Below are 25583 nucleotides of genomic sequence, written 5' to 3'. Positions count from 1 at the left end.
GCGCCTCAAATTACGCCCTGCTCGCGCATACGAGCGATGCGTTCCCCCGACAAACCCAACACCCTCTCCAACACTTGCTCCGTATGCTGCCCCAACCGCGGCGGCGGCGCATCATATTGCACCGGCGTGACCGACAGCCGCAGCGGGCTCTTGACAGTCGGGCACAGGCTGCCGTCGTCGCGCACCAGATCGACTTGCAACTCGCGATGCCGTACCTGCGGATCTTCCAGCACCTGGCCGTAATCGTTGATCGGCCCGCACGGGATGCCCTGCGCTTCCAGCGCCTGCACCCAGTGCGCGGTCGGCCGCGTGCGCATATGCGCCTCGAGCAGCGGCACCAGCGTGTCGCGGTGGATGATGCGGCCGGGGCCGGTGGCAAAGCGCTCGTCGGCGGCCAGGTCGGCCCGCTCGACGCCGCGGCAATACGCCTGCCACTGCCCGTCATTGCCGGCCGCGACGATCATGTAGCCGTCGGCGGTGGCGAACACATGGTAGGGCACCATGTTGGCGTGCGCGTTGCCGTAGCGCGGCATGGCCTGGCCGGTCACGCGCTGCGCGATGATCGGGGTGGCGCCGACCGCCACCACCGCGTCGAGCAGCGCCATGTCGATATGCTGGCCTTCGCCGGTGCGTTCGGCATGGCGCAGCGCGGCCAGCACCGCCACGGTGGCGTACATGCCGGTCAGCATGTCGACCACCGCCACGCCCACCTTCTGCGGCCCGCCGCCGGGCAGGTCGTCGCGCTCGCCGGTCACGCTCATCAGGCCGCCCAGGCCCTGGAAGATAAAGTCGTAGCCGGGCTTGTGCGCGCTCGGCCCGGTCTGGCCATAGCCCGTGATCGAACAGTAGACCAGCGCCGGATTCACCGCCTTCAGGCTGTCATAGTCCAGCCCGTAGCGTTTCAGGTCACCGACCTTGTAGTTCTCCAGCACGATCTGCGACTTCGCGGCCAGCTCGCGCACGATCTGCTGCCCTTGCGGGCTGGAGATATCGAGCGTGACCGACTGCTTGCCGCGGTTGGCGCCGGCAAAGTAGGTGGCGTCGCGCGACGGTTGCCCGTCCGCGCCAGGCAGCCACGGCGGCCCCCACGAACGGGTATCGTCGCCGGCGCCGGGCCGCTCCACCTTGATCACCTCGGCGCCCAGGTCCGCCAGGTTCTGCGCGCACCACGGGCCGGCCAGGATGCGCGACAGGTCCAGCACGCGCACGCCGGCAAGCGCGCCGCGCACCGGGGCCTGAGCGCGCGCCGAGGCTTGAGCGCCCGTCATCAGATCGGGTCCCAGCTGATCACGTCGGGCGAGCGCTCCAGCTTGAAAAAGCTGCTGCGCATCGCCGGCATGGCGACCTCGCCCACCGACTCCGGCGTCCAGCCCTCGCTCATATGGACCGAGCGCACCGGACGCGGCTGGCTCATCAGGATGATCTCGTTGGCGCGCACCGCGAAGATCTGGCCATTGACTTCGCTCGCCGCCGGGCTCGCCAGGTAGACCGCGACCGGGCCGATCTTGCCGGCTTCCATCTTCTGCAGCTTGGCCACGCGCGCCTTTTCTTCCGGGGTTTCGGCCGGGATCGAGCTGGTCATGCGGCTCCAGGCGAACGGTGCGATGCAGTTCGAGCGCACATTGAAGCGCTGCATGTCCAGCGCGATCGACTTCGACAGCGCGGCGATGCCCAGCTTGGCCGCCGAATAGTTGGCCTGGCCCAGGTTGCCGATCAGGCCCGAGGTCGAGGTCATGTGCACGTAGGCGCCGCTCTCCTGGTCCTTGAAGTAGTTGGCCGCGGCGCGGCTGACGAAGAAGGTGCCGTTCAGGTGCACGTCGATCACCGAGCGCCATTCTTCCTCGTTCATCTTGAAGAACATGCGGTCGCGCAGGTTGCCGGCGTTGTTGACCACCGCGTCGATGCGGCCGAAGTTGTCGAGCGCGCATTGCACGATGGCGTTGGCGCCGGCCCAGGTCGACACGCTGTCGGTGCTGGCCACGGCTTCGCCGCCGGCGGCGCGGATTTCCTCGACCACGCGCTGCGCGGGGCCGGCGTCGCCGCCCTCGCCCGTCATCGACACGCCCAGGTCATTCACCACCACCCTCGCACCGGCGGCCGCCATGGCCAGCGCGATGCCGCGCCCGATCCCACCCCCGGCGCCCGTCACCAGCGCAACCTTGCCTGCCATCAAACCGCTCATTGCATGTCTCCTCTGAACTCGACCTCTGAATACTTTTTGTGCGGTCACCGACCGCAAACCCGGTGAAACAGCCTCCGCGCAGCGGGCAACGCCCGCCGCTGCGGTCAATCCGGATGTCCACGCCGCAGCGGATACGATAAATTGACGCCCGACCCTTTGGAATTCACGAATCACAAAACTGGCCTTTGGCCTGACAGAAGCCCATGCATTACGACCTGACCGACCTCCGTCTCTTCCTGAATGTCGGCGAGACGGAGAACCTGACCCGTGCCGCCGAGCGCAGCTTTCTGTCGCTGCCCGCCGCCAGCACGCGCATCAAGCAGCTGGAAGAGGCGTTCCAGACACAATTGCTGATCCGTCAGGTCAAGGGCGTGCGGCTCACGCCGGCGGGCGATGCGCTGCTGCGCCACGCGCGCGAGGTCTTCCGCGAGCTCGAGTGCCTGCACGCCGACCTGAGGCCGTATGCCAAGGGCGTGAAGGGCCGCGTGCGGCTGTTGGCCAACACCACCGCGACCAACTCGTTCCTCGCCACCGGGGTGTCGCGCTTCCTGAGCGAGAACCCGGACGTCGACATCGAGCTGGAAGAGCACCTGTCGCAGGAAATCGTGTCGGCGATCAGCGCCGGCGCGGCCGACCTGGGGATCGTCGCCGGCGAGGTCGCCACGCAGGACCTGGATGCGATGCACCTGTGCAGCGACGCGCTGATCGTGATCGCGCCGGTCAACCATCCGCTGCCGACCTTCAAGCGGCTGCATTTCGCCGACCTGCTCGATACCTGCCGCTTTGTCGGCCTGAACCAGTTCAGCGCGATCCAGTCGTTTCTCGACCGCATTGCCGCCGGCATGGGCAAGCGCATCAGCCTGCGGATCCAGGTGGGCAGCTTCGATGCGGTCTGCCGCATGGTCGAAGCCGGCGCGGGCATCGCCATCGTGCCCAACAGCTGCGCGCGCCGCTATGCCAGCCGCAAGGTGCTGCGCTTTATCCCGCTGGAAGACGAATGGGCGCGGCGCGAGCTGCGCCTGGTGCGCCGGCCGGGGCGCGAGCTGCCGCAGTTCGCCGAAACCCTGATCCAGTACCTGGTCGACGCCGCGCGCGAGCCCGTGTAGCGCGGCGCGCGGGTTTCAGTGTTTCAGCCGGCGCCCGGCGCGCCGCCCTGCACCATCAGCGCCGCCAGCGGACGCAGCGACACCACCATCACCAGCAGCAGCAGGCCCATGGCGAACACGCCCGGCCAGCTGGTGCGGCCGCGGCGCTCCAGCGAATCGGTCACCAGTTCGGGCGAGTAGTGGTACTCGCGCACATGGCGGATGGTGGCCTCGGCGTGCCAGCGGTACAGCTCGTTGCCGTACAGCCCCAGCAGCAGCGCCATCGCGTACAGCAGCGGCCGGCCCGCCATCGGCAGCTGCAGGCCGAACAATGCGTGCAGCAACGGTTCGGTCCCGACGATCAGCGCATACACGCCCACCTGCCAGTACATGCGCCGGTACGCCATCCAGAACGGGCCCAGCAGGCACGCCGCCCAGTTCCACGAAATGCCGCCGTGGGTCTCGGCTACCGCCCAGCGCTCGCCGTAGTACGGAAATCGGGGCCCCACGAATGCGGCCAGCGCCGCGTCGTCACGGATCGATGCATGCATGCCAACCTCCCCTCTGCTGCGTCGGCGGCGCCCTGGCTTCTCGGCGCGGCCTGTGCCACAGCATATGGGGCACGGGGCTCCCGCTGTGTGCGCCGGCGCGCATTCGGCGCGGATTGGTCGCACGAAAGCCGGGCGAAAGGCGTGGATTGGCGCGCAAGGGCACAGACCGGCGCACCAGTCCGTGGCGCGGGGTGCTACTTCCAGCGTTGCAGGATCTGCAGGATCACCAGCGTGAACACCGTGGCGATCACCGCCGTGGTATCGCGCCCGAGCCCGGCCGCGACGCCGATGGCTGCCACCATCCAGATGCTGGCCGCGGTGGTCAGGCCCTTGATATGGGCCTCGTCGTTCTGCTTGAGGATGGCGCCCGCGCCGAGGAAGCCGATGCCGGCGATCAGCCCCTGCAGCACGCGACTCATGTCGGCCAGCGGCACGCCGGCCTGCAGCGGCACCAGCACAAACAGCGCCGAGCCCAGCGCCACCAGCATATGGGTGCGCAGCCCCGCCGCCTTGCCGGAAGACTCGCGCTCATAACCGATCAGGCCACCGAGCAGCACTGCCATGGTCAGCCGCACCAGGATGCGGGTGGCCTCGGCCGCGTCCGGCACATCGGCAAATTCCGCGCGAAAGGTACGGAAGATATCGGTCCAGACAGACTCCATCGCCAACCTCCGGGGACTAGGGTGCAGGCCTGAGCGTAGCACGGCACACCTGGGCCGCGGCAAGACTTGCGCGCCACATCGGCAGGCGATCCGGCCTGTGCGGCGGCGTCCTACACGGCAAGCGGAAGCTCCCCGACAGTCCCGCCGGCGCGCCATTCCTATATTGGAATCACCAACCACAGTCCTCCCATGGAGTTGCACCATGCCCTATATCCTCGCCTGGCTACTTGGTGTTCCGGCCTTTGTCCTGGTCCTGATCTGGCTCTTCGTCCACTGACCGGCCGGCGGTGCCACGGCACCGGCCCACCCTTCCACCGGCGCCCCGCGCGCCACACCTGCACGCCCGGTTCGCCGGGCGTCTTGCATGGTCGCGCCCGCCCCGCTGCGACGCTTGCTGCTCACCTAAGCCGCCCCTAAGCCGCTCTTTCGCAAATCCGAATTTCAGCGTGCAGGGGCCTCGGGAATAATGGCCTCCAGTTCCAATCGACCCGGCGACCATGCACGCAGACCAGGATCCCGACCAGCTGTACCCCGAAATCCGCGAGGCCGTGCGCAGCCTGTGCGCGGACTTCGATTCGGCGTACTGGCAACGGGTGGAAGAGCAGGAGGCCTTTCCCGAAAGCTTTGTCCAGGCGCTGACGCAGGCCGGCTGGCTGTCCGCGCTGATCCCGGAAGCCTATGGCGGCTCGGGACTGTCGCTGACCGCTGCGTCGGTCATCATGGAAGAGATCAACCGCAGCGGCGGCAACTCCGGCGCCTGCCACGGGCAGATGTACGTGATGGGCTGCCTGCTGCGCCATGGTTCCGACGCGCAGAAGCAGCGCTGGCTGCCTGCCATCGCCTCGGGCGAGCTGCGCATGCAGTCGATGGCCGTGACCGAGCCCAGCACCGGCACCGACACCACCAAGCTGAAAACCACCGCGGTGCGCCAGGGCGACAAGTATCTCGTCAATGGCCAGAAGGTATGGATTTCGCGCGTGCAGCACTCGGACCTGATGCTGCTGCTGGCGCGCACCACGCCGCTGGACCAGGTCAAGCGCAAGACGGACGGCCTGTCGGTATTCGTGGTCGACCTGCGCGATGCCATCGGCAAGGGCCTGACGGTCAAGCCGATCCGCAACATGGTCAATCACGAGACCAACGAGCTGTTCTTCGACAACCTTGAAGTCCCCGCCGATAACCTGATCGGCGAGGAAGGCAAGGGCCTCAAATACATCCTCGACGGCCTCAACGCCGAGCGCATCCTGATCGCCGCCGAGTGCGTCGGAGACGGCTACTGGTTCGTCGAGCGCGCCAGCAACTACGCGCGCGACCGCATCGTGTTCGACCGCCCGATCGGCCAGAACCAGGCCGTGCAGTTTCCGATCGCGCGCGCGTACGTCAACGTCGAGGCGGCCAGCCTGATGCGCTACAAGGCGGCGCGGCTGTTCGATGCCGGCAGGCCTTGCGGCAAGGAAGCCAATATCGCCAAGCTGCTGGCCGCCGATGCCTCGTGGGAAGCCGCCAACGTCTGCCTGCAGACGCATGGCGGCTTCGGCTTCGCCGCCGAATACGACATCGAGCGCAAGTTCCGCGAGACCCGCCTGTACCAGGTGGCGCCGATCTCGACCAACCTGATCCTGTCCTACGTGGCCGAGCACGTGCTCGAGTTGCCGCGTTCGTTCTGAGAACTCTACATGTCCCACTCCTCCCAAGGCATCCGCCCGCTCGACGGCATCCGCGTGGTCTCGCTCGAGCATGCCGTGGCCGCGCCCTTCGCCACGCGCCAGCTGGCCGACCTGGGCGCGCGCGTGATCAAGGTCGAGCGTCCCGGCGTGGGCGACTTCGCACGCGGCTATGACCAGTCCGTGCACGGCCAGGCCTCTTACTTCGTCTGGCTCAACCGGGGCAAGGAGAGCCTGGCCCTGGACCTGAAGGACAACGAAGCGCAGGCCATCCTGCACCGGCTGCTGGCCGATGCCGACGTGCTGGTGCAGAACCTCGCGCCGGGCGCCGCCGCCCGCATGGGTCTGGATTTCGACACCCTGCACGGCAAATACGAGAAGCTGATCGTCTGCGACATCTCCGGCTACGGCGACTCGGGCCCCTATCGCGACAAGAAGGCCTATGACCTGCTGATCCAGGCCGCCGCCGGCCTGGTGGGCCTGACCGGCGGCCCGAACGAGCCGTCGCGCGCCGGGGTCTCGATCGCCGACATCTCCGCCGGCATGTATGCCTACAGCGGCATCCTGTCGGCGCTGCTGCAGCGCGGCCGCACCGGCAAGGGCCTGCGCGTGCAGGTGACCATGTTCGAGGCGATGGCCGAGTGGATGAACCAGGTGCTTTACTTCGGCCACTACGGCGGCACGCCGCCGGCGCGCTTCGGCGCCTCGCATCCGACCATCGCCCCGTACGGCGTGCATCGCACCAGCAATGGCAGCGTTATCTTCAGCGTGCAGAACGAGCGCGAGTTCGCCAATTTCTGCGAGATCGTGCTGGGCGACCGCGCGCTGGCGCAGGATGAGCGCTATTCCAGCAATACCGCGCGCGTGCGCAACCGCCCCGAACTGACCGCGCTGATCGAAGCGCGCTTTGCCTCGCTGACGGTGGCGCAGGCCGAGGCGCTGCTGGACCAGGCGCAGATCGCCAACGCGCCGATGAACGACATCGAGGCGGTGTGGAACCATCCGCAACTGCAGGCGCGCCAGCGCTGGCGCGAAGTCAACACGCCGAACGGCCCGATCGGCGCGCTGCTGCCGCCCGCCAACCTGTCGGGCGTCGAGCCCGTCATGGGCGACGTGCCGGCGCTGGGCGCGCACAGCCGCAGCATCCTGGCGGAGCTGGGCTATGGCGACAGCGACATCGACGCCCTGGCGAGCAAGCACACCATTTGAGCCGACACCGGCGCCCGCAGCTAGCCGGGCGCCCTTCTCTTTCCGCAAGCACTGTTCAATCTCCGGAGCCGGCATGAGCCAAGCCGCAGACACCACTTACCCGACCCGCCAGCTTTGCGAGTTCCTGGCCAACCTCAAGCTGGCCGACGTGCCCGCGCCCGTGATCGAGCGCACCAAGGACCTGTTTCTCGACTGGATTGCCTCGGCCATCGCCGGCAAGGACGCCCCGGCGGTGCGCAAGCTGCAGGAATTCGCCGCGGCCATGGGCCCGTCAGACGGCGGCGCCGAAGTGCTGGTCGACCGCCGCCGCACCTCGCCGTACTTCGCCGCGCTGATCAACGGCGCCTCCTCGCACGTGGTCGAGCAGGACGACGTGCACAACGGTTCGGTGCTGCATCCGGCCGCGGTGGTATTCCCCGCCGTGGTTGCGGCCGCGCAGGCCGAGGGCAAGACCGGCGCCGAAGTGCTGCTGGCCTCGATCTCCGGCTATGAAGCCGGCATCCGCATTGGCGAGTTCATGGGCCGCTCGCACTACCGCGTGTTCCACACCACCGGCACCGTCGGCACGCTGGCCGCCGCCGCGGCCGTGGCCAAGCTGTTCGGCCTCGATGCCGAAGGCATCAACCAGGCGCTGGGCTCGGCCGGCACGCAGGCCGCCGGCCTGTGGGAATTTTTGCGCGACGCCGCCGACTCCAAGCAGCTGCACACCGCCAAGGCCGCCGCCGACGGCTTGCAGTCGGCCTGGCTGGCGCGCGCCGGCTTTACCGGCGCGAAGCAGATCCTGGAAGGCGCGCAGGGCATGGCCGCCGGCATGTCGAGCGATGCCAACCCCGCTTGCCTGACCGATGGCCTGGGCACCCGCTGGGCCACCGCCGAGACCTCGTTCAAGTTCTTCGCCTCGTGCCGCCACACCCACCCGGCCGCCGATGCGCTGAAGGCGCTGATGCAGCGCGAAGGCGTTGCCGCCGACCAGATCGCCAGCGTCACCACGCACGTGCACCAGGGCGCCATCGACGTGCTTGGCCCCGTGGTCAATCCCGCCACCATCCACCAGGCCAAGTTCTCGATGGGCACGGTGCTGGGACTGGTGGCCGTGCATGGCCACGCCGGCCTGGGCGAGTTCGAGCAGCATGCGCTGCAGGACCCCGCGGTGGCCGCGTTCCGCGGCAAGGTCGACATGGAACTGGATGCCGAGATCAACGCCGCCTACCCGCGCCAGTGGATCGGCCGCGTGACGGCAAAGACCACCGACGGCCGCACGCTGGCCGCGCGCGTCGATGTGCCCAAGGGCGATCCCGACAACACGCTGTCGCGCCCGGAACTGGAAGCCAAGGCGCTGCAGCTGGGCGCGTTCCGCCAGGGCGCCAGCGAGGCCGAGATGCGCGCCATCATCGCGCGCGTGTGGGCGCTGGAACAGGCGCCGAACGTCAACGACTGGCTGCCCGCCGCGCGCTGAGGATCGCCATGTCCACTGCCGTCACCTACCTGTTCGTGCCGGGCGACCGGCCCGAGCGCTTCGACAAGGCCGCCGCCGCCGGCCCCGATGTGATGATCCTCGACCTCGAGGACGCGGTCCACCCGGATGCCAAGCCCGCCGCGCGCGAAGCCATCGCCGCATGGCTGGCCGGCCGGCCCGCCGCCAACGCCTTCGTGCGCATCAACGACAGCGCCTCGCCCGCCTTTGCCGCCGATTTGGCCTGGCTGCGCGCATTGCCGCCGGGCACCGCCTTGGCCGGGCTGCTGGTCCCCAAGGCTGAGGATGCCACTGCGCTGAACACAATCGCCCAGGCCCTGCAAGCCATCACCCCACAGGGCGAGCTGGTCGCCATCATCGAGACCGCGCTCGGCCTGCACCAGGTCGACGCCGTGGCAGCGGCCAGCGGCGTGGCGCGCCTGGCCTTCGGCTCACTCGACTATGCGGTCGACCTGGGCTGCAGCCATACCCGCGACGCGCTCGCCTTTGCCCGTGCGCGCATCGTGCTGGCCTCGCGCGTGGCCGGCCTGCCGCCGCCGGTCGACGGCGTCACTACCGCGCTCAAGGACGAAGCCGTGCTCGCCAGCGACGTCGCCTACGCGCGCGAACTCGGCTTCGCCGGCAAGCTCTGCATCCACCCGGCACAACTGGGCGCGGTCCGCGCCGGCTTCCTGCCCAGCCCCGAGCAGCTCGACTGGGCCCGGCGCGTGCTCGACGCCACCGCCAGCGGCAGCCACGCAGTGCAGGTCGACGGCAAGATGGTCGACCGCCCCGTGATCGAGCAAGCCCGCCGGCTGCTGGCACTGGCGCAATAGCGCGCCATCCGACTCCCCTCATGCATCTGAAGGCCACCTGCCATGACTGACGCCACTTCTGAACTCGAACGCCTGCGCGGCTGGATCGGACGCAGCGAAACGCGCACCGAAACGCTGTCGCCCGAACCGGTCGCCGGCCTGGCCGCCACCTTCGACCTCGACCCGGAAGCCGTCGCCGCCGGCCCGCTGCCGCCGCTGTGGCACTGGCTCTACTTCCTGCCGCGCGCGCCGCAGCGCGAACTCGGCCGCGACGGCCATCCTACCCTCGGCGGCTTCATGCCCCCGGTGCCCCTGCCGCGACGCATGTGGGCGGGCAGCGAAGTCAGCTTCAGCCATCCGCTGCATATCGGCGACACCGTCACGCGCACCTCCACCATCCGCGACGTCCAGTACAAGACCGGCCGCACCGGCGAACTCTGGTTCGTCGCCGTCGACCACGAACTGACCGTCAACGGCAACACCGCCGTCAACGAGCGCCACGACATCGTCTACCGCGCCATGCCCGACCCCACCAAGCCGCAACCACCACGCCCGCGGCTGGAGCAGACCGCGCAATGGCAGCGCACGCTGCAGGCCGACCCGGTCATGCTGTTCCGCTATTCCGCGCTGACCTTCAACGGCCACCGCATCCATTACGACCGCCAGTACACGCGCGAGGTCGAGGGCTACCCCGGCCTGGTGGTACACGGCCCGATGCAAGCGATGCTGATGCTGGACCTGGTCGCGCGCGAGCAACCCAAGGCGCGCGTGCGCCGCTTCGGCTTCCGCGGGCTGGCGCCGTTGTTCGATCAGGACACTATCACTGTCGGTGGCGCGGCTGATCCGGCGCAGCCTGGGCGGCTGGTGCTGTGGACGGGGGATGATGCTGGCGGGCAGGCGATGCAGGGGTGGGCGGAGGTGGAGGGGTAAAGGCGCGTGCCTCGGCTCTTGTTAAAACAAGAACTTCATCTGTCGGACCACGCATAACAACCTACCTATTTTCTTGTACCAAAAATTTGCGTGGCGTGAATCCACGGAACGACTCCGGCAGTTAACGAAACGCGGACTGCCTATGCAAGACAACCAGGCTGCGTTCAAACGCGGCCTGGTACCTATCTGAAAGTGGGGAAATCAGTGCGGCAGCCGCAGGACGTACACGCCGGCGGCTGGAGCCGAGGCAGTCACGTTCACATTGGTCCCGTTCACGGTGCCATTGCTGCCTGGCGCGGCGGTATAGGTGACACCGTTGGCGGTGCCCTGAGCCACTTCGATGGCCGGCGCGGCAGCGAGAACAGTCGGGGTAGTGAAAGTCAGGCTGATCTGCGGGTTGAGCAGGCTGGCATAGCCACCGTCCGCCTTGACCTCATAGGTGTAGTCGGCAGCGACACCGGCAGGGACCGGGTCCGGCTTGCCGAGGCAGATCGTGACATTGGCAAGGCCCGTGGCAGGCGTCTTGACGGTCAGCTTGGCAATGCCGTCGTCCGTCACGATGGACATGTTGGCGTTCGGCACTGAGCTGTTGGACAGCGTGAGTTTCCTGTAGCTATCGGGGCAGGAGAACGCAGCCGGCGCGGGCGTTGGGGTTGGGCTGGACGCGCCGCTATTTGCGGCAGACTGGTCGTGCGGGGACGTGCCGCCGTTGCCATCGTCGCCCCCGCCGCCGCAGGCGGCAAACAGCGCGACACTGGAAACCAGACCTACGTACATCGCCAATTTTTTCATTGCTCAAGTCCTCTCCGGATGGGTTAATCGTTCCTGACGGCACCCACACATCTGATTGCCGGCGGTGAACGAATTAACCGTTTTCCAGACTAAGGCGTCTATCAGACTTGCCTTAAAACTTATAGAACAATGAGAACGTTGGCTCTATGTGATGGATCGGGATAACTTCCGCAAAAAATTCGCGTGCGCTGGATGAAACGCACCGAATATTCCGATCCGAACATTCCGAATATTTTTTGGAAATTTCGGATTCACAAAATCACTTCGAAGGAAAAAAGTCCGACGTAGCTTGCGAGAGCGAAAAACGCCCGATCAACACGGCGCATTTCCCGAATCCCGCCCCAAAAAACGAAAAAGGCCGGGGTCGCAGGACGCGCTTATGGCTTATCGCCCGATCGCCAGACGAACGGGCTTGCCAATGCGGCTCAACATCTCGACCAGTGTGTCGATGGTGAACTTGGATGTCTTTCGGTTCACGACGTCCGACACGCGTGGACGAGACACCATCAGGATTTCAGCAGCGTCCGCCTGTTTCAGATGATGCTGCTCAATCCATGCAGCCAGTTCGTCCATGAGTTGTTCCTTCAGCTGCACGGTATCGTTGATCTGCTTTTTCGACGCGGCCTGCAGCCGCTTGGCTTCCGCGGGCGGAAAACCCAGTTCCAGGAACAGGTTAGCGCCCGGCTTGGTGACGTGGCGAATTTGGGTGTCGATCTTCATGGTTTGCCTTTCCTCGCGTTGGTGATAGCTCGATAGCGAGCTTCGGCGATGCGCTTGTCGGCCAGGTTCGTTGCCTGCGTCTTCTTCTGGAAGCAATGCAGCACGTACACGGCTTCCTCGAACTTGGCGACGTATATCACTCGAAATGCGCCGCCTGGTTCACGCAGGCGAATCTCGCGGGTGCCAGGCCCTATGTCATCAAAGGGCTTCCAGTCATCCGGGTCCAGTCCCGCCTGAACCATGCCCAACTGGAATCCCGCCTGCTGGCGTGCCTGCGCGGGAAAAGCCAGCAGGTCGTCATAGGCTGACCCGACCCAGCGAATCTCTTTTTCCATCACGGCATCTGTATAAAATTTTATACGAAAACCACGCCAACGGGAACCGCATGTACACACGGCCACAAGATGTTCCCTCAGCCCCTTCCGTACGTCAGTTCACTGGACGAATCCTCGGCGCGCTTCGTGCCGGCCGGCACGAAGCCTCGAGGGCCGCGCTTGATTAACAGACCATCGCCCCCTCAATGCCCTCCGCGACGTCTTCCACCCTGTCGGCCAGCAATCCAAGGAACGCCTGGCAGAGCCCGCGCAGGGCATCCAACGTAGCGGCCTGCAAGGCTACGCTCCCTTCTTCCTGTGCATCGCATTCGCTGTGAGTCACCAACGTCAGCACGCATGCAGTCCCTCGCGCAACCGCATCGGCCTGGTCCAACAGATTCAAAAGCAACAGTTGTCGAGGAACAGGCAGCGCGTCCCTTCGCGCTGCATGCCGGGTTTCGGGACTGAACCGCGAAAGCGAATCGTCGAGTCGGGGTGGGATGAAGGAATCGGGTTCGATGGCGGATTGGGACATTGCTGACCTCCATAATGAAGACGAGGACATAGCGCACCGGGTTCTCACTCCCGACTCCTGTTAGTCAGGACTCCAGCCAGTCTAGAGAAGCTTGCCGTTCACAATCAAGGCGCAGATTGTGACGGATGGATACGTCGAGACTGTCGCAGAAGTTGCCAAGCTCAGCGTAGCGCTACGAGCAACAACCGGACGGCTTCACTTCGTTGAAGCGCCGGCCCTCTCCCCCGCCCCTCTCCCGCAAGCGGGAGAGGGGAGCACACAAGCAGGAAAGAAGGGCTTCGGGCCTGGCGCGCGACAGCGCCGTGCGAGCGCAGCGACCCACTCAGTGCCAACGCTGTAGACCTGAGATTGATTGCGCGCTCAGTGCAGCCGCCTCAAAAAAACAAAAAGGCCGGCTTCCGCCGGCCCCTTCGCAATATCCACAAATCCTCAATCCGCCTGGATATTCGCCTTCTTCACCACCCCACCCCACAACGCCAGCTCCCGCTGGATCCGGTCACTCAGCGCCTTAGGCGTGCTGATATTGACGTCATAACCACCGGCACTCATCCGCTGCCGGAACGCGGCATCCTCCCCCACCGTCTTCTGTGCCTTGACCAGCTTGTCCACCACGTCGGCCGGCAGCTTCTGCGGCCCAACCAGCGCGTACCAGCCCGTCAGGTCATAGTCCTTCTGCCCGGACTCGATCATGGTCGGGACGTTCGGCAGCGCAGGGTTGCGGGTCTTCGACGTGACCGCCAGCGCGCGCACCTTGCCGCCGTTGATATGGCCGATGGCGGTGCCGGTGATGTCGAACATGAAGGTGACCTTGCCGCTCATCACGTCGGCCATCGCGGGCGCGTTGCCCTTGTACGGCACGTGCAGCATCTTCACGTTGTTCATCTGCGCCAGCAGCTCGGCCGACAGGTGGTTGGACGCGCCCACGCCGGCGGAGCCGAACGAGACGCCTTCGGGATGCTTGCGCGCGTAGTCGACCAGCTCACCGACGTTCTTCGCCGGGAAGTCCTTGTTGACCAGCAGCACGTTGGTGTAGTCGGTGATCAGGCCGATGTAGGTGAAGTCCTTGACCGGGTTGAAATTGACCGAGTGCTGGATCAGCGGGGTCATGGTCATGGTGGGGCTGGCGACGAAATACAGCGTGTAGCCGTCCGGCGCCGCCTTGGCGGTCATGTCGGCGGCGATCGCGCCGCTGGCGCCGGCGCGGTTGTCGACCACCACCGGCTGTTTGAGCACGCGGCCGAGCTGCTCGGCGTAGATGCGCGCGGCGGTATCGACCGGGCCGCCGGGCGCGTAGCCCACCAGCAGCTTGACCGGGCGCGACGGGTAGGCGTCCGCGGCCCATGCCGCGCCCTGCAGCAGCAGCGTGGCGGTCAGTGCAGCCAGCGTTTTCCATGTTTTCATTTGTTCTCCTCCAGGATGGCTTATTGCCCGGGGCCCCGTGCCCCGGGGCTTAGTCGAGCATGGCGCGCAGCGGCTGCTTGAGCAGCTTGCCGCTCGCCGTGGTCGGAATCACGTCGACGGTGCGGACTTCGGCGGGCCGCTTGTACGGCGCCAGGCTGTCGCGCAGGTAGGTGTCCAGCGCCTTGCGGTCGAGTTCGGCGCCTTCCTGCAGTTCGATGAAGGCCACCACCTCTTCATTGCCGTCGCCCGTGGTGCGCCCCACCACGGCAGACTGGCGCACGCCGGCAAAGGCGTTGATCACCGACTCCACTTCGATCGGGTACACGTTGAAACCCGAACGGATGATCAGGTCCTTCGAGCGCCCCGAGATGAACAGCGCGCCGTCGGCATCGAGATAGCCAAGGTCGCCGGTATTGAGCCAGCCGCCCGGCAGCAGCGCCTCGGCAGTCTGTTCGGGATTGCGGTAGTAGCCCACCATCACGCCCGGCCCGCGCACGCGGATCTGGCCGCGTTCGCCGGCGGGCACCGGCTTGCCCTCGGCATCGGTGATTTCGATCTCCACGCCTTCGACGATATAGCCGGCCGAGCAATCGGCGCGCGGCGCGTCCATGCGCGTGATGAAGAGCGAGCCAGCGTACTCGGTGATGCCGTAGCCGTGGTGCAGCGGCTGGCCGAACAGCGTTTCGACGTCGCGCTTGAGCGTGGGATCGAGCGGCGCGCCGCCGGTATAGAGGTAGCGCAGGCGCGGATAGGCGCCCGGCTTCGCGCCCAGCGCGGGTGCCACCGCCATGATGCGCGTGAACATGGTCGGCACGCCCTGCAGGATGGTGACGCCGGGCGCAGCCAGGGCCTCGAACACTTCATTGGCGTCGAAGCGCGGGCGCAGGAACAGGCTGGCGCCGGCGTACAGCGTGGCCATCAGCACCGTGGCGATACCGAAGATATGGGACATCGGCAGCGCGCCGTAGGCCACGTCGGCCGGGCCCATGTCGCGCGAGGTGGCGGAGATGCGCGCAAACTGCGTCAGCCCGGCGTGCGGCACCATCACGCCCTTGGGCGCGCCGGTGGTGCCGGAGGTATAGATCAGCGTGGCGACGCGGCGGGCCAGTTCGGCCGGCTCGCGCTGCGGCGCGGAGGCTGCACGGGCGACGCGCATGCCGTCGTCATAGACCGCGCAGGCGGTGGCCTGCGCGCCCAGCCGCTCGCCGTGCGCCGCGGCCACCTCGGAGACATGGCCGGTGAACAGCACCAGTGCGGGCTGCGCGTGGTCGCGGATATTGTCGATTTCGCGCGCGGACAGGCGCGCGTTGACGTTGATCGGCCATGCGTGCAGCAGGCTGCAGGCGAACAGCGTGACCACCATCTCGTTGCAGTTCTCGCCGACCACCATGACGCGGTCGCCCTCGCCTGCGCCCTGCGCCGCCAGCCAGTCACGCACGGCTTCGATGCGCCGCCACAGTTCGCCATAGCTGACGACAGTGCCATTCTCGTACAGGCATGGTGCCTGCGGGGTCTGCGCGGCCCAGTGGGCGGGGATCTCGTGGATGAATTGCGGGCGGAAGGAAGACATGGTGCTGGTGGATCTCTCGAATGCAAGCTGACTTGGATATGCGGCGGAATGCACCCGGCCACATCAAAACTGGCCGCATCAGTTTGCGGCAAGCCCCGCGCCGCAGCCATTTGGAATTCACTAAGGTCGTGTTCGTCCACGCTGGGGTCCTGACGCTGGCGCCCATGGCGCAGGCATGGCGGGTGCGGCTGGTTCCACCTGCGCGAAGGACGCCTTCCGGATTGATAAAGCAACGAATCCCGGCCCGCCAATACAATCGGCCGGCACAGCAAGGGCTTGCGCCATGACGCGCCGCACAACCCGGCAACCTCGCCGGTTCGCGCGCCGGCATTGCGCAGCCGGCGTACCACAGGGGACATTCAGATGGATTTGCGTTTCACCGCCGAGGAACAGGCCTTCCGCGAGGAAGTCCGCGCTTTCGTGCAGGCCAAACTGCCGGAAGACATCCGCAACAAGGTGCTCAACCACCAGCGCGTGGAGAAGGACGACTACGTCCGCTGGCACCGCATCCTGCAGGCGCAGGGCTGGGGCGCCCCGACCTGGCCGAAGCAATGGGGCGGCACCGGCTGGACCGCGCTGCAGCGCCTGATCTTCGAGATCGAGACCTTCCGCGCCGGCGCGCCGCGCCTGCTGCCGTTCGGCCTGACCATGATCGGCCCGGTGCTGATGAAGTACGCCAGCCCCGAGATGCAGCAGCGCTTCCTGCCGCGCATCCCGGGCGTGGAAGATTTCTGGTGCCAGGGCTACTCCGAGCCGGGTTCGGGTTCCGACCTGGCCTCGCTGAAGACCCGCGCGGTGCGCAAGGGCGACAAGTACATCGTCAACGGCCAGAAGACCTGGACCACGATGGCGCACTTCGCCGACTGGATCTTCTGCCTGGTGCGCACCGATCCCGATGCCAAGGCGCAGGAAGGCATCTCGATGCTGCTGATCGACATGAAGTCGCCCGGCGTGACGGTGCGCCCGATCACCACGCTCGACGGCGGCCACGACGTCAACGAGACCTGGTTCGAGGACGTCGAAGTGCCGGTCGAGAACCTGGTCGGCGAAGAGAACCGCGCCTGGACTTACGCCAAGTACCTGCTTGGCCATGAGCGCACCGGCATCGCCGGCATCGGCCATTGCCACCGCGAGCTGCGCCAGCTCAAGCACTACGCCGCGCAAGCCACCGATGGCGCCGGCCGCCCGCTGATCGAGGACGTGCGCATGCGCGACAAGATCGCGCGCGTCGAGATGGACATCATGGCGCTGGAGATGCTGCTGCTGCGCGTCGCCACGCAGGCCGCCGGCACGCCGGGCCCGGAAGCGTCGATCGTCAAGATCCGCGGCTCGGAGGTGCAGCAGGACCTGGCCATGCTGATGATGGAAGTGGCCGGCCCCAATGCCTGGCCGTATTCGCCGGACTGGCTCGAGCCCGGCGCGACGCAGCCGGTGTCCGGTCCGGATTGGGCCGCGCCGGCCGCTTCCACCTACTACGACATGCGCAAGACCTCGATCTACGGCGGCGCGACCGAAGTGCAGAAGAACATCATCTCCAAGATGATCCTGGGTTTCTGAAGGGATAGCTGACATGGACTTCACCTACAGCGAAGAGCAACAGATGCTGGCGGACAGCCTGCGCCGCTTCATCGATACCGAATACACCTTCGAGGCCCGCCGCAAGAGCGCGCGCCAGGGCGAAAGCCTGGACCGCGGCGTGTGGAACAAGCTGGCCGAAATGGGCGTGCTGGGCCTGACCGTGCCGGCTGACTTCGGCGGCTTCGGCGAAGGCCCGGCCAGCCAGCTGGTGGTGCAGCGCGAGCTGGGCCGCGGCCTGGTGCTGGAGCCGATCACGCCCAGCGGCGTGATGGCCGCCGCGGTGCTGTCCGGCTACGGCAGCGACGCGCAGAAGCAAGAGTGGCTGCCCGCGATTGCGTCGGGCGAGCGCATCGTCACGCTGGCCTACCTGGAGCCGACCACGCGCTACCGCCCGGAATCGGCCCGCGCCAGCGCCGAGCCCAGCGGCGACGGCTATGTGATCAGCGGCACCAAGAGCGTGGTCTGGCACGGCGCCGCCGCGGACGCATACCTGCTGACCGCGCGCATCGCGGGCAGCAACGAGATCGCGCTGTTCCTGGTGCCGCGCGACAGCAAGGGCCTGACGGTGACCGCCTATCCGACCATCGACGGCCTGCGCGCCGCCGACCTGTCGCTGCAGAACGTTGCCGTGCCGGGCAGCGCGCTGGTGGGCCAGCCCGCCGACGGCCTGGCCGCGCTGGGTGTCGGCCTGGAGCACGGCATCGCCGCGCTGTGCGCCGAGGGCGCCGGTGCGATGGAAAAGCTGATCCAGATCACCGGCGAATACCTGGGCACGCGCCAGCAGTTCGGCAAGCCGCTGGCCAGCTTCCAGGCGCTGCAGCACCGCATGGCCGACATGCTGGTGCAGAAGGAACTGGCGCTGTCGATGGCCTACGTCGCCGCGCAGGCGCTGGACGAGACCGACCCCGCCGCGCGCCGCCGCATGCTGTCGGCCGCCAAGGTGACGGTGGCCCGCGCCGGCCGCTTCGTCGGCCAGCAGGCGGTGCAGCTGCACGGCGGCATGGGCATGACCGACGAGCTGTCGGTGGGCGACTACTTCAAGCGCCTGACCATGCTGGACCAGCTGCTGGGCGACAGCGACTATCATCTGCAGCGTTTTGGCGAAGTGATGGAGGCTTGATTCAAGCGCTGGCGATCAGTCAGACTCCAGAGGCCGGGCACTTGCCCGGCCTTTTTGTTGCCCGCTCCCTCGCCTAGGGGAAATCCACTAGTCCGTTCCAACGATTCCCGGCCGCGACGCCGTCACTACCCTGTGACCACAGGCACGGACGTCGCCGGCCATTCCCAAGGAGCGAGACTGCAATGACATCCACTACACATCGACTGCTGCGCGGCGGCCTGCTGGTGACCAGCATGGCACTGGCCGCGGCATCGTGGGCCAAGGTCACCCCGGAAGACCTCAAGCAGCTTGACGGCAACCTCACGCCGATGGGCGCCGAGCGCGCGGCCAGCAAGGACGGCGATGTCCCCGCATGGACCGGCAAGTGGCTGGGCACGCCGTCACACGTCAAGTACCAGCGCGGTGACCGGTATCCGGACCCGTATGCCGACGAGAAGCCGCTGTTCGTCATCACCGCGCAGAACATGGCGCAATATGCCGAGCGGCTGACCGAAGGCCAGAAGGCGATGTTCAAGAAGTACCCCGACACCTTCAAGATGCCGGTGTACCCCAGCCATCGCGATTTCCGCTACGAAGACGCGGTGTACAAGGACATCCGCACCTACGCCACCACCGTCAGCATGACCCCCGACGCCAACGGCCTGAAGAACGCGGGACCGCAGGTGCCCTACCCGATCCCGAAGACCGCGATGGAGCTGCTGTGGAACCAGCGCTTCTCGTCGGCCATCGGCGCGGAGAAGGCGCAGTATGACCAGGCCGTGGTCTATCCCAACGGCTCGATCGCCTGGGGCCGGGTCTCGTACAACATCTTCTCGCCGCGCAATCACGGCACGTTCGACCCGGAAAACAAGCTCAACGACCGCTCCTTCTTCCGCACCGCCACCGACCTGCCGCTGCGCGACCGCGGCCAGGTGATCGTCGGCTATGCGGTGTGGGACCAGGAAGGCTCGGACACCAACCGCACCTGGATCTACAACCCGGGCACGCGGCGCGTGCGCCAGGCGCCGGAATTCGGCTTCGACCAGCCGCAGGGCCCCGGCGGCTTCCGCACCGTCGATGACGACCGCCTCTTCAACGGCTCGGGCGAGCGCTACAACTGGAAGATCGTCGGCAAGAAGGAAATCTATGTCCCGTACCACAACTACAAGCTGCTGAGCGCTTCGGTCAAGTACAAGGACCTGCTGACTAACGGCCACGCCAACCCGGACGTGATGCGCTACGAGCTGCACCGCGTATGGATCCTGGAGGCCACGCTCAAGCCGGGCTTCCGCCACCAGTATGCGAAGCGCGTGCTGTTCCTCGACGAAGATACCTGGCAGGCCCGGGCCGCCGACAACTACGACGGCCGCGGCCAGCTGTGGCGCACCAACCTGCAGGCCTCGGTGTATGCCTACGATGCCCGCCGCTACTATCCGACCACCACGTTCTACCATGACCTGATCTCTGGCGCGTACCTGGCCGACCGCCTGACCAACGAAGGGCCGATGCCGAAGCTGAACAACAGCCCGGAGTTCAGCGAGGCCTTCTTCTCGCCGGATGCGGCGCGCGGATCGGGTACCTGATGGCGTCATAGTCTGTGGCCGGGCGAGGCTTCGCCCGGCCTGACTTGTTTTCCTGCGCTGCTCCTCTGCACCCCCCCTTTCGCCACAGGTCGCGCGCTTCACCGTCACGGCTGGCGCCGGCGTGGCCAAGCGCCATGACCACTTCCCCTTCCCACGCTCTTCCCCACCCGCCTTCCCACGCTCTTCCCCACCCGCCTTCCCTCTCGCACCAGTCCGGGCCGTTCCATGCGATGGCCAAGCCCAGCGGATCCGACTGCAACCTGGACTGCGCCTATTGCTTCTACCTGGAAAAAGCCGCGCTGTATGAACCGGGCGCCGGCGAACGCAAGCGCCGCATGCCGGACGATGTGCTGGCCGCCTATGTGCGCAACTACATCGCATCGCATCCCCCTGGCGCCGAAGTCGTCTTCACCTGGCAAGGCGGCGAGCCCACGCTGCTGGGCCTGGACTTTTACCGCCGGGCGGTCCACCTGCAGCAGCAGTTGCGCGCAGGACGGTCCATCCGCAACAGCTTCCAGACCAACGGCCTGCTGCTGGACGACGAATGGTGCGCCTTCTTCGCCAGCCACGACTTCCTGGTGGGCCTGTCGCTCGATGGCCCGGCGGAAATCCACGATGCCTACCGCGTCTCGGCCGGTGGCCAGCCGACCCACGCGCTGGTGATGCGCGCGCTGGCAACACTGCAGGCGCATCGGGTCCGCCATAACGTGCTGGCTTGCGTCAACCGCCGCAGCGCGGCCGAGCCGCTGCGGACCTACGAGTTCCTGCGCGCCCACGGCGTCAGGCATATCCAGTTCATTCCGGTGGTGGAACGCCGCCCCGGCGCGGCCGACAGTGCCATCGGACTCACGCTGCATGGTCCGGGCGGCAAAGTGCTGGCGCAAGCCTTGCCCGGCGCCGCTGGCAGCGTGACCGAATGGTCGGTACCGTCCGGCGGCTACGGTGACTTCCTCAATGCCATCTTCGACGTGTGGGTGCGCCGCGATGTCGGCACCGTCCACGTGATGAATTTCGAATGGGCGCTGGCGAACTACATGGGGGAACCGGGCGCTGCCTGCCATCACCAGCCGACCTGCGGCCGGGCCGTGGTGGTCGAGCACAACGGCGACGTCTATGCGTGCGACCACTACGTCTATCCGGCGTACCGGCTCGGCAATCTCGGCACCGCGTCGCTGGCGCAGATGGTCGACTCACCGGCCCAGCATGCATTTGGCCAGGACAAGCTGCGCTCGCTGCCGCGGCAATGCGTGGGCTGCAAGATGCTGAAGGGCTGCTGGGGCGGCTGCCCGAAGCACCGCTTCACCACGACGCGGGACGGCGAGCCCGGGCTGAACTACCTCTGCGACGGCTATTACCGCTTCTTCGGCCACGTGGCGCCGTACCTGCGCACCATGTCCGAACTGATCCGCGCTGGCAGGCCGGCCAGCGACATCACCCGGGCCGTCGTTCTGCGTGCGCCGGCCACGCCGTAGCGCAGGCGAACAGAGGGGCCGCAGGCGCCCCCCGCCCCTAGCGCAGGTCGATCGAAACCTGTTCGATGCGCCCGCCGCTGAACGCATAGCCCGGCAGCGCGTCCGCGGGATAGTCGCCCGCGGCCGAACCATGGTCGATGCCGACATCGAAGGTCTCGTCGATGGTGTAGAAGCCGGGCGGGCTCGCCGGCAAGCGGCCCTTGCCCGCGGGCTTGCCGTCGACCAGCAACTGCACGTCGGCGCCCCTGGCATAGCCGCCGCCGTCATAGCGGAAATCGAAGCGCAACTGGTGGCGCCCGGCGGTCAGCGGCGCCGGCCCGCGCAGCGTCACGGTCTTCAGGTTGAACAGGCGGTAGCTGAACACCGGAACGCCGGCGCCGTCCAGGTAGAGCGACCATCCCGCGCTGTGGCCGCCCAGCGTGGCGATCACGCCGCGCGCGCGCTCACCGGCATCGACGGTTGCCGACACGCTCCAGGAGCGGTTATAGGTCTTGGGCAAGGCCGACTCGGGCACGCCGACGACGCCTTGCCCGAACGTCATGCTGGTGCGGCCCGCCGACAACGACGGCAGTGCCTTGGCCGGGTTCGGCGACATATTGCGCAGCGGCAGCACCTGGTTGCGCTGCGCCTCGCGCTGGAACAATGCCTGCATGCGCGCCAGCCGCTCTGGCTCGCGCTGCGCCAGGTCATGGGCCTGCGAGAAATCGCTGTTCAGGTCATAGAGTTCCCATTGGTCGTCCTCGAACTTCTTCTGGCCATAGTCGATCACGGTCCACGGACGGCGGCTGTGGAAGGCCGACGCCATCCAGCCATCCTGGTAGAGCGCGCGATGGCCGAATACCTCGAAGTACTGCGTGGTATGGCGCGTCGCCGCCCTGGAATCGGCGAAGGTGTAGAGCAGGCTCACGCCATCCATCGGCTTCTGCGCGATGCCGTTGACCACCGTGGGCGCCGGGAGTTTTGCGGCTTCCAGGATGGTGGGCACGATGTCGTTGACGTGGCCGAACTGGCTGCGCAGCCCGCCGCGCTGGGCGGCATGCCTGGGCCAGGTCACCACCATCGGATTGCGCGTGCCGCCCAGGTGCGACGCCACCGCCTTGGTCCATTTGAACGGCGTGTCCAGCGCCCAGGCCCAGCCGGCGGGATAGTGCGGATAGGTGCCGGGTCCGCCCAGCGCTTCGAGCTGCGCCAGCCGCGTGGCATCGCTTTCCGGCAGCCCCTGCACCGGCGCGAAATAGCTCGCGCTGCCAAGCAGGCCGCCTTCGGCGCTGGCACCGTTGTCGCCGACGATGTAGAAGAACATCGTATTGTCGAACTGCCCGTTCGCCTTCAGCGCCTCGACCAGCCTGCCGACCTGCGCGTCGGCATGCGCGAGAAAGCCGGCATAGACCTCCATCAGCCGCGACGCGACCCGCTTCTGCTCCGGTGTCAGCGTGTCCCACGCCGGCAGGTCCGGCATGCGCGAGGTCAGCTGCGTGCTGGACGGGATCACGCCGAGTGCCTTCTGGCGCGCGAAGATCTCTTCGCGCAGCTGGTCCCAGCCCTGGTCGAACTTGCCGCGGTATGCCTCGATCCACGCCTTCGGTGCCTGCAGCGGCGCATGCGCGGCACCCGGGGCGAAGTACAGGAACACCGGCTTGTCCGGCGTCACCGCGTGCTGCACGCGCAGCCAGTCGATCGCCTTGTCGGCAAGGTCCGACGTGAGGTGGTAGTCGCGCCCGGGCGGGCGCATCACCGGCGTGGTGCCGTCATAGAGCGAAGGCTCGTACTGGTCGGTTTCGCCGCCATGGAAGCCATAGAAGCGCTCGAACCCTTCGCCGGTCGGCCAGCGGTCGAACGGGCCGCTTGGCGACAGCTCCCAGTCCGGGGTCTGGTGCCATTTGCCGAACGCCGCGGTGTTGTAGCCGTTCTGGCGCAGCACCTCCGCGATGGTGGCGGTGTCCTTGGTATGGAAGCTGCTGTACCCCGGGCGCTCGTCGGCAACGTTCGCCACCGCGCCGATGCCGGTCGCATGCGCATTGCGCCCGGTCAGCAGTGCCGAGCGGGTGGGCGAGCAGATCGCCGTGGTGTGGAAGTTGTTGTAGCGCAGGCCTTCGCGCGCCAGCGATTCCAGCACCGGCGTCTGCACCGGGCCGCCGAAGGTCGAGGCCGCGCCAAAGCCGACATCGTCGAGCAGCACGATCACCACGTTGGGCGCGCCCGCCGGTGCCTTGACCTGGTACGCCGGCCTGCTTTCCGCACCGGCAACGACCGGGGCGTGCTGTGTGTAGGCCGGCGTGGCGGCCAGCGCCAGGCAAGTGGTGATGAACTTCCGGGAGAATGGCATAGGCGTCCTGCGATATCGTTGGCCGGTGCGGCGGCGTGTCACTGCCCCACCCCGCATTGTTCCTGTCACGCCGCGCCGCGGTCATCGTCCGCCCGGACTATCCAATCCGGCCGGACGAACGCCGGCCGGGCTGCCGCTACGGCTGCGCCGGCATGACGTCGCCGAGCTGCCACTTGCCCGCATACAGCGCCTCGGTCGGCCCATACAGGCGGTAGAGCAGGAAGAAGCCGCGTCCCGGCACGGTCTGGATCCAGTTCGACGCCATGCCCGCGGGAGCCGCGGGCCCGAAGTACAGGTCGACCGAACCATCGGCGTTCCGCTTCAGTTCCCTCAGCGAAGACAGCGACGGACGCCGCTCGTCGGCCTGCACGAAGCTGAAGGTGTCCGCGTCATAGGCCGATACCGACCAATAGTCCTGGACCGGCACGTCCGCCGGCACGCGCAGGCGATAGGTGGACGAGCCCTGCAGAAAGCGCCCGCCGGCATCGCGATAGGTGGTTGCATAGATCGCACCTTTCCCCACCAGCGGCTTGTAGCCGGGCGCAAGGAACTTGTGCATGCCGAAGCCGAACCGGAACAGTGCCGCGCGTTCGTCGATCTCCGTGCGCGGACCCAGTTCCTGGGTGTAGTGCGACATCCCGGTTGCCGCACGCCACTGCGTGTCCTTGAACATCCGCCCGCGCGGCTTGCGTGGATTGAATTCCAGGTTCGCGACCATCATCCGTCCGGTGCGCGCGGCGCGCTCCAGGATGGCGGACAGGCGCGCATCCGGCGCGAACGGCTTGCCCAGCTCGATACCCAGCGTGGCCAGCATGCCGAGCATCATGCGGTCGCGCTCCTCGCCCGGCTCTTCCGTCACGCGCTGCGCCAGCAGCCGGAAGAAGTCCAGGCCCTGGGGCGTGAGGCCGTCGTAGTCGTCCATGCCCATGCGCCGCATGCGCAGCGGCGGCGGCGCGGCCCGTGCCGCGAAGGGATACAGGTTGGTTTGTGCCAGCCGTGCCACGGCACCTTCGATGGCTTCGCCCGGCCTGCGCACCGCGCGCAGGAACAGCATGCCGTGGTGAGTCGGCGACCGGCGCACCAGATACCCGTGCGCCGGCAGCTCGCCGCGATAACCGGGCGGCACGATCAGGTAACGGCCGCCATTGCCGGCATCTGGCCCGATCCGGCCGACATCCTCGATCGGCCGCTGCCACGCATCCAGCATCACGCCGTACTGGTTGCCGGCCGGAATCTCCACCACCAGCGGGCCGCTGTCGCGCAGGTTGAAATAGCTGAACGAATAGACCACGTCGTCGTTGCCGGTCTGCAGCCGCTGGTTGACCTGTTCCAGCTGGTCGAACACAAACAGCTCCATCGGCCGGATGCCGATCCGGCGCGCGCCCTCGGCCATGGCAGCGAGCCCGACCAGCGGCTGCGCCCAGATATAGGCCTGCACCGCGCGCTGGTAGTCGAGCTCGTCATAGAGCCGCGCTGCCGTATCACCCTCCGGATAGTGCGATGCCGCGAAGGCCAGGGTGCCATCCGGCCTGGCCGCGCTCCCGCCCGCGGCGTGCGCCAGGCCGCTTGCCGCGGCGACAATGGCAGCGGCAACAAGGGCCGCCGCCAGCCGCGCCGATTTTTGCCATCTCATTGCCATCTC

General features: G+C 67.1%; 22 protein-coding genes. 10 read left to right on the top strand and 12 right to left on the bottom strand.

All coding sequences use genetic code 11. The features are described from left to right. Positions 1-5: 5 nt before the first annotated feature. Positions 6-1268, bottom strand: a complete 1263-nt coding sequence (locus ACEI37_RS09040; protein WP_373376400.1) for a CaiB/BaiF CoA transferase family protein — start codon at positions 1266-1268, stop codon at positions 6-8. Further along, the gene (locus ACEI37_RS09035) at positions 1268-2182 is read right to left on the bottom strand and encodes an SDR family NAD(P)-dependent oxidoreductase (protein ID WP_115681571.1); all 915 of its coding nucleotides are present in this window, start codon (positions 2180-2182) and stop codon (positions 1268-1270) included. The genes ACEI37_RS09040 and ACEI37_RS09035 overlap by 1 nt, the downstream gene beginning before the upstream one ends. Positions 2183-2385: 203 nt before the next feature. On the opposite strand from ACEI37_RS09035, the gene ACEI37_RS09030 reads away from it, so the two are divergent. Then, the gene (locus ACEI37_RS09030) at positions 2386-3288 is read left to right on the top strand and encodes a LysR substrate-binding domain-containing protein (protein ID WP_012355383.1); all 903 of its coding nucleotides are present in this window, start codon (positions 2386-2388) and stop codon (positions 3286-3288) included. A gap of 23 nt (positions 3289-3311) precedes the next feature. Here ACEI37_RS09030 and ACEI37_RS09025 read toward each other — a convergent pair whose 3' ends face one another. Next, a complete protein-coding gene (locus ACEI37_RS09025; RefSeq protein ID WP_373376399.1) occupies positions 3312-3818 on the bottom strand; it encodes a DUF2628 domain-containing protein in 507 nt (168 codons plus the stop codon). Positions 3819-4012: 194 nt separating this feature from the next. Next, positions 4013-4480: an MgtC/SapB family protein gene (locus ACEI37_RS09020; RefSeq protein ID WP_373376398.1), complete on the bottom strand. Its 468-nt coding sequence runs from the start codon at positions 4478-4480 to the stop codon at positions 4013-4015. A gap of 497 nt (positions 4481-4977) precedes the next feature. Here ACEI37_RS09020 and ACEI37_RS09015 point away from each other — a divergent pair, with 497 nt between their 5' ends. The 5 genes from ACEI37_RS09015 (at position 4978) to ACEI37_RS08995 (ending at position 10551) form a co-directional block, all read left to right on the top strand. Continuing rightward, complete coding sequence (locus ACEI37_RS09015) at positions 4978-6147, top strand: acyl-CoA dehydrogenase family protein (protein WP_373376397.1); 1170 nt, start codon at positions 4978-4980, stop codon at positions 6145-6147. Between the two features lie 9 nt (positions 6148-6156). Next, complete coding sequence (locus ACEI37_RS09010; protein ID WP_373376396.1) at positions 6157-7353, top strand: CaiB/BaiF CoA transferase family protein; 1197 nt, start codon at positions 6157-6159, stop codon at positions 7351-7353. A gap of 73 nt (positions 7354-7426) precedes the next feature. Next, positions 7427-8809 (top strand): MmgE/PrpD family protein, encoded by a 1383-nt coding sequence (locus ACEI37_RS09005; RefSeq protein WP_373376395.1) that lies wholly within the window; start codon positions 7427-7429, stop codon positions 8807-8809. A gap of 8 nt (positions 8810-8817) precedes the next feature. Further along, complete coding sequence (locus ACEI37_RS09000) at positions 8818-9642, top strand: CoA ester lyase (RefSeq protein ID WP_373376394.1); 825 nt, start codon at positions 8818-8820, stop codon at positions 9640-9642. A 42-nt stretch (positions 9643-9684) separates the two neighbouring features. Then, positions 9685-10551, top strand: coding sequence for a MaoC family dehydratase N-terminal domain-containing protein (locus ACEI37_RS08995; protein WP_373376393.1), 867 nt, complete (start codon positions 9685-9687; stop codon positions 10549-10551). A 201-nt stretch (positions 10552-10752) separates the two neighbouring features. On the opposite strand, the gene ACEI37_RS08990 is transcribed toward ACEI37_RS08995, so the two are convergent. The 6 genes from ACEI37_RS08990 to ACEI37_RS08965 all read right to left on the bottom strand — a co-directional run bounded on the left by ACEI37_RS08990 (position 10753) and on the right by ACEI37_RS08965 (position 15883). Further along, positions 10753-11343 carry a hypothetical protein gene (locus ACEI37_RS08990; RefSeq protein ID WP_373376392.1) on the bottom strand — a complete coding sequence of 197 codons (591 nt, stop codon included), beginning with the start codon at positions 11341-11343 and terminating at the stop codon, positions 10753-10755. A 384-nt stretch (positions 11344-11727) separates the two neighbouring features. Beyond that, entirely contained in the window at positions 11728-12063 is a 336-nt protein-coding gene (locus tag ACEI37_RS08985; protein ID WP_373376391.1) for a helix-turn-helix domain-containing protein, read from the bottom strand. Continuing rightward, positions 12060-12398: a type II toxin-antitoxin system RelE/ParE family toxin gene (locus ACEI37_RS08980; protein WP_373376390.1), complete on the bottom strand. Its 339-nt coding sequence runs from the start codon at positions 12396-12398 to the stop codon at positions 12060-12062. Before ACEI37_RS08980 ends, ACEI37_RS08985 begins: the two co-directional genes overlap by 4 nt. Positions 12399-12561: 163 nt before the next feature. Beyond that, positions 12562-12912, bottom strand: a complete 351-nt coding sequence (locus ACEI37_RS08975) for a hypothetical protein (protein ID WP_373376389.1) — start codon at positions 12910-12912, stop codon at positions 12562-12564. Between the two features lie 429 nt (positions 12913-13341). Further along, complete coding sequence (locus ACEI37_RS08970) at positions 13342-14313, bottom strand: Bug family tripartite tricarboxylate transporter substrate binding protein (protein ID WP_373376388.1); 972 nt, start codon at positions 14311-14313, stop codon at positions 13342-13344. 49 nt (positions 14314-14362) lie between these two features. Next, complete coding sequence (locus ACEI37_RS08965; protein ID WP_373376387.1) at positions 14363-15883, bottom strand: class I adenylate-forming enzyme family protein; 1521 nt, start codon at positions 15881-15883, stop codon at positions 14363-14365. 363 nt (positions 15884-16246) lie between these two features. Between ACEI37_RS08965 and ACEI37_RS08960 the strand changes: the two genes are divergently transcribed. From ACEI37_RS08960 to ACEI37_RS08945, 4 genes are all read left to right on the top strand, one after another. Further along, positions 16247-17440 (top strand): acyl-CoA dehydrogenase family protein, encoded by a 1194-nt coding sequence (locus ACEI37_RS08960; RefSeq protein WP_373376386.1) that lies wholly within the window; start codon positions 16247-16249, stop codon positions 17438-17440. A 13-nt stretch (positions 17441-17453) separates the two neighbouring features. Further along, on the top strand, positions 17454-18581 hold the full coding sequence (locus tag ACEI37_RS08955; RefSeq protein WP_373376385.1) for an acyl-CoA dehydrogenase family protein: 1128 nt from the start codon (positions 17454-17456) through the stop codon (positions 18579-18581). A gap of 182 nt (positions 18582-18763) precedes the next feature. Beyond that, the gene (locus ACEI37_RS08950) at positions 18764-20143 is read left to right on the top strand and encodes a DUF1329 domain-containing protein (RefSeq protein ID WP_373376384.1); all 1380 of its coding nucleotides are present in this window, start codon (positions 18764-18766) and stop codon (positions 20141-20143) included. A gap of 230 nt (positions 20144-20373) precedes the next feature. Continuing rightward, positions 20374-21615: an anaerobic sulfatase maturase gene (locus ACEI37_RS08945; RefSeq protein WP_373376383.1), complete on the top strand. Its 1242-nt coding sequence runs from the start codon at positions 20374-20376 to the stop codon at positions 21613-21615. A 37-nt stretch (positions 21616-21652) separates the two neighbouring features. Here the strand turns inward: ACEI37_RS08945 and ACEI37_RS08940 are convergent, their stop codons facing one another. Together ACEI37_RS08940 and ACEI37_RS08935 are read right to left on the bottom strand one after the other, a co-directional pair. Beyond that, positions 21653-23941, bottom strand: a complete 2289-nt coding sequence (locus tag ACEI37_RS08940; RefSeq protein WP_373376382.1) for an arylsulfatase — start codon at positions 23939-23941, stop codon at positions 21653-21655. A 136-nt stretch (positions 23942-24077) separates the two neighbouring features. Then, a complete protein-coding gene (locus ACEI37_RS08935; RefSeq protein ID WP_373376381.1) occupies positions 24078-25574 on the bottom strand; it encodes a DUF1254 domain-containing protein in 1497 nt (498 codons plus the stop codon). Positions 25575-25583: the final 9 nt, after the last annotated feature.

Origin of the sequence: Cupriavidus nantongensis (assembly GCF_041726985.1) — a bacterium.
In the GTDB taxonomy this organism is placed as follows: domain Bacteria; phylum Pseudomonadota; class Gammaproteobacteria; order Burkholderiales; family Burkholderiaceae; genus Cupriavidus; species Cupriavidus nantongensis_A.
Note: the sequence above shows the minus strand (reverse complement) of the source record. Positions and strands in the feature narration are given on the sequence as shown.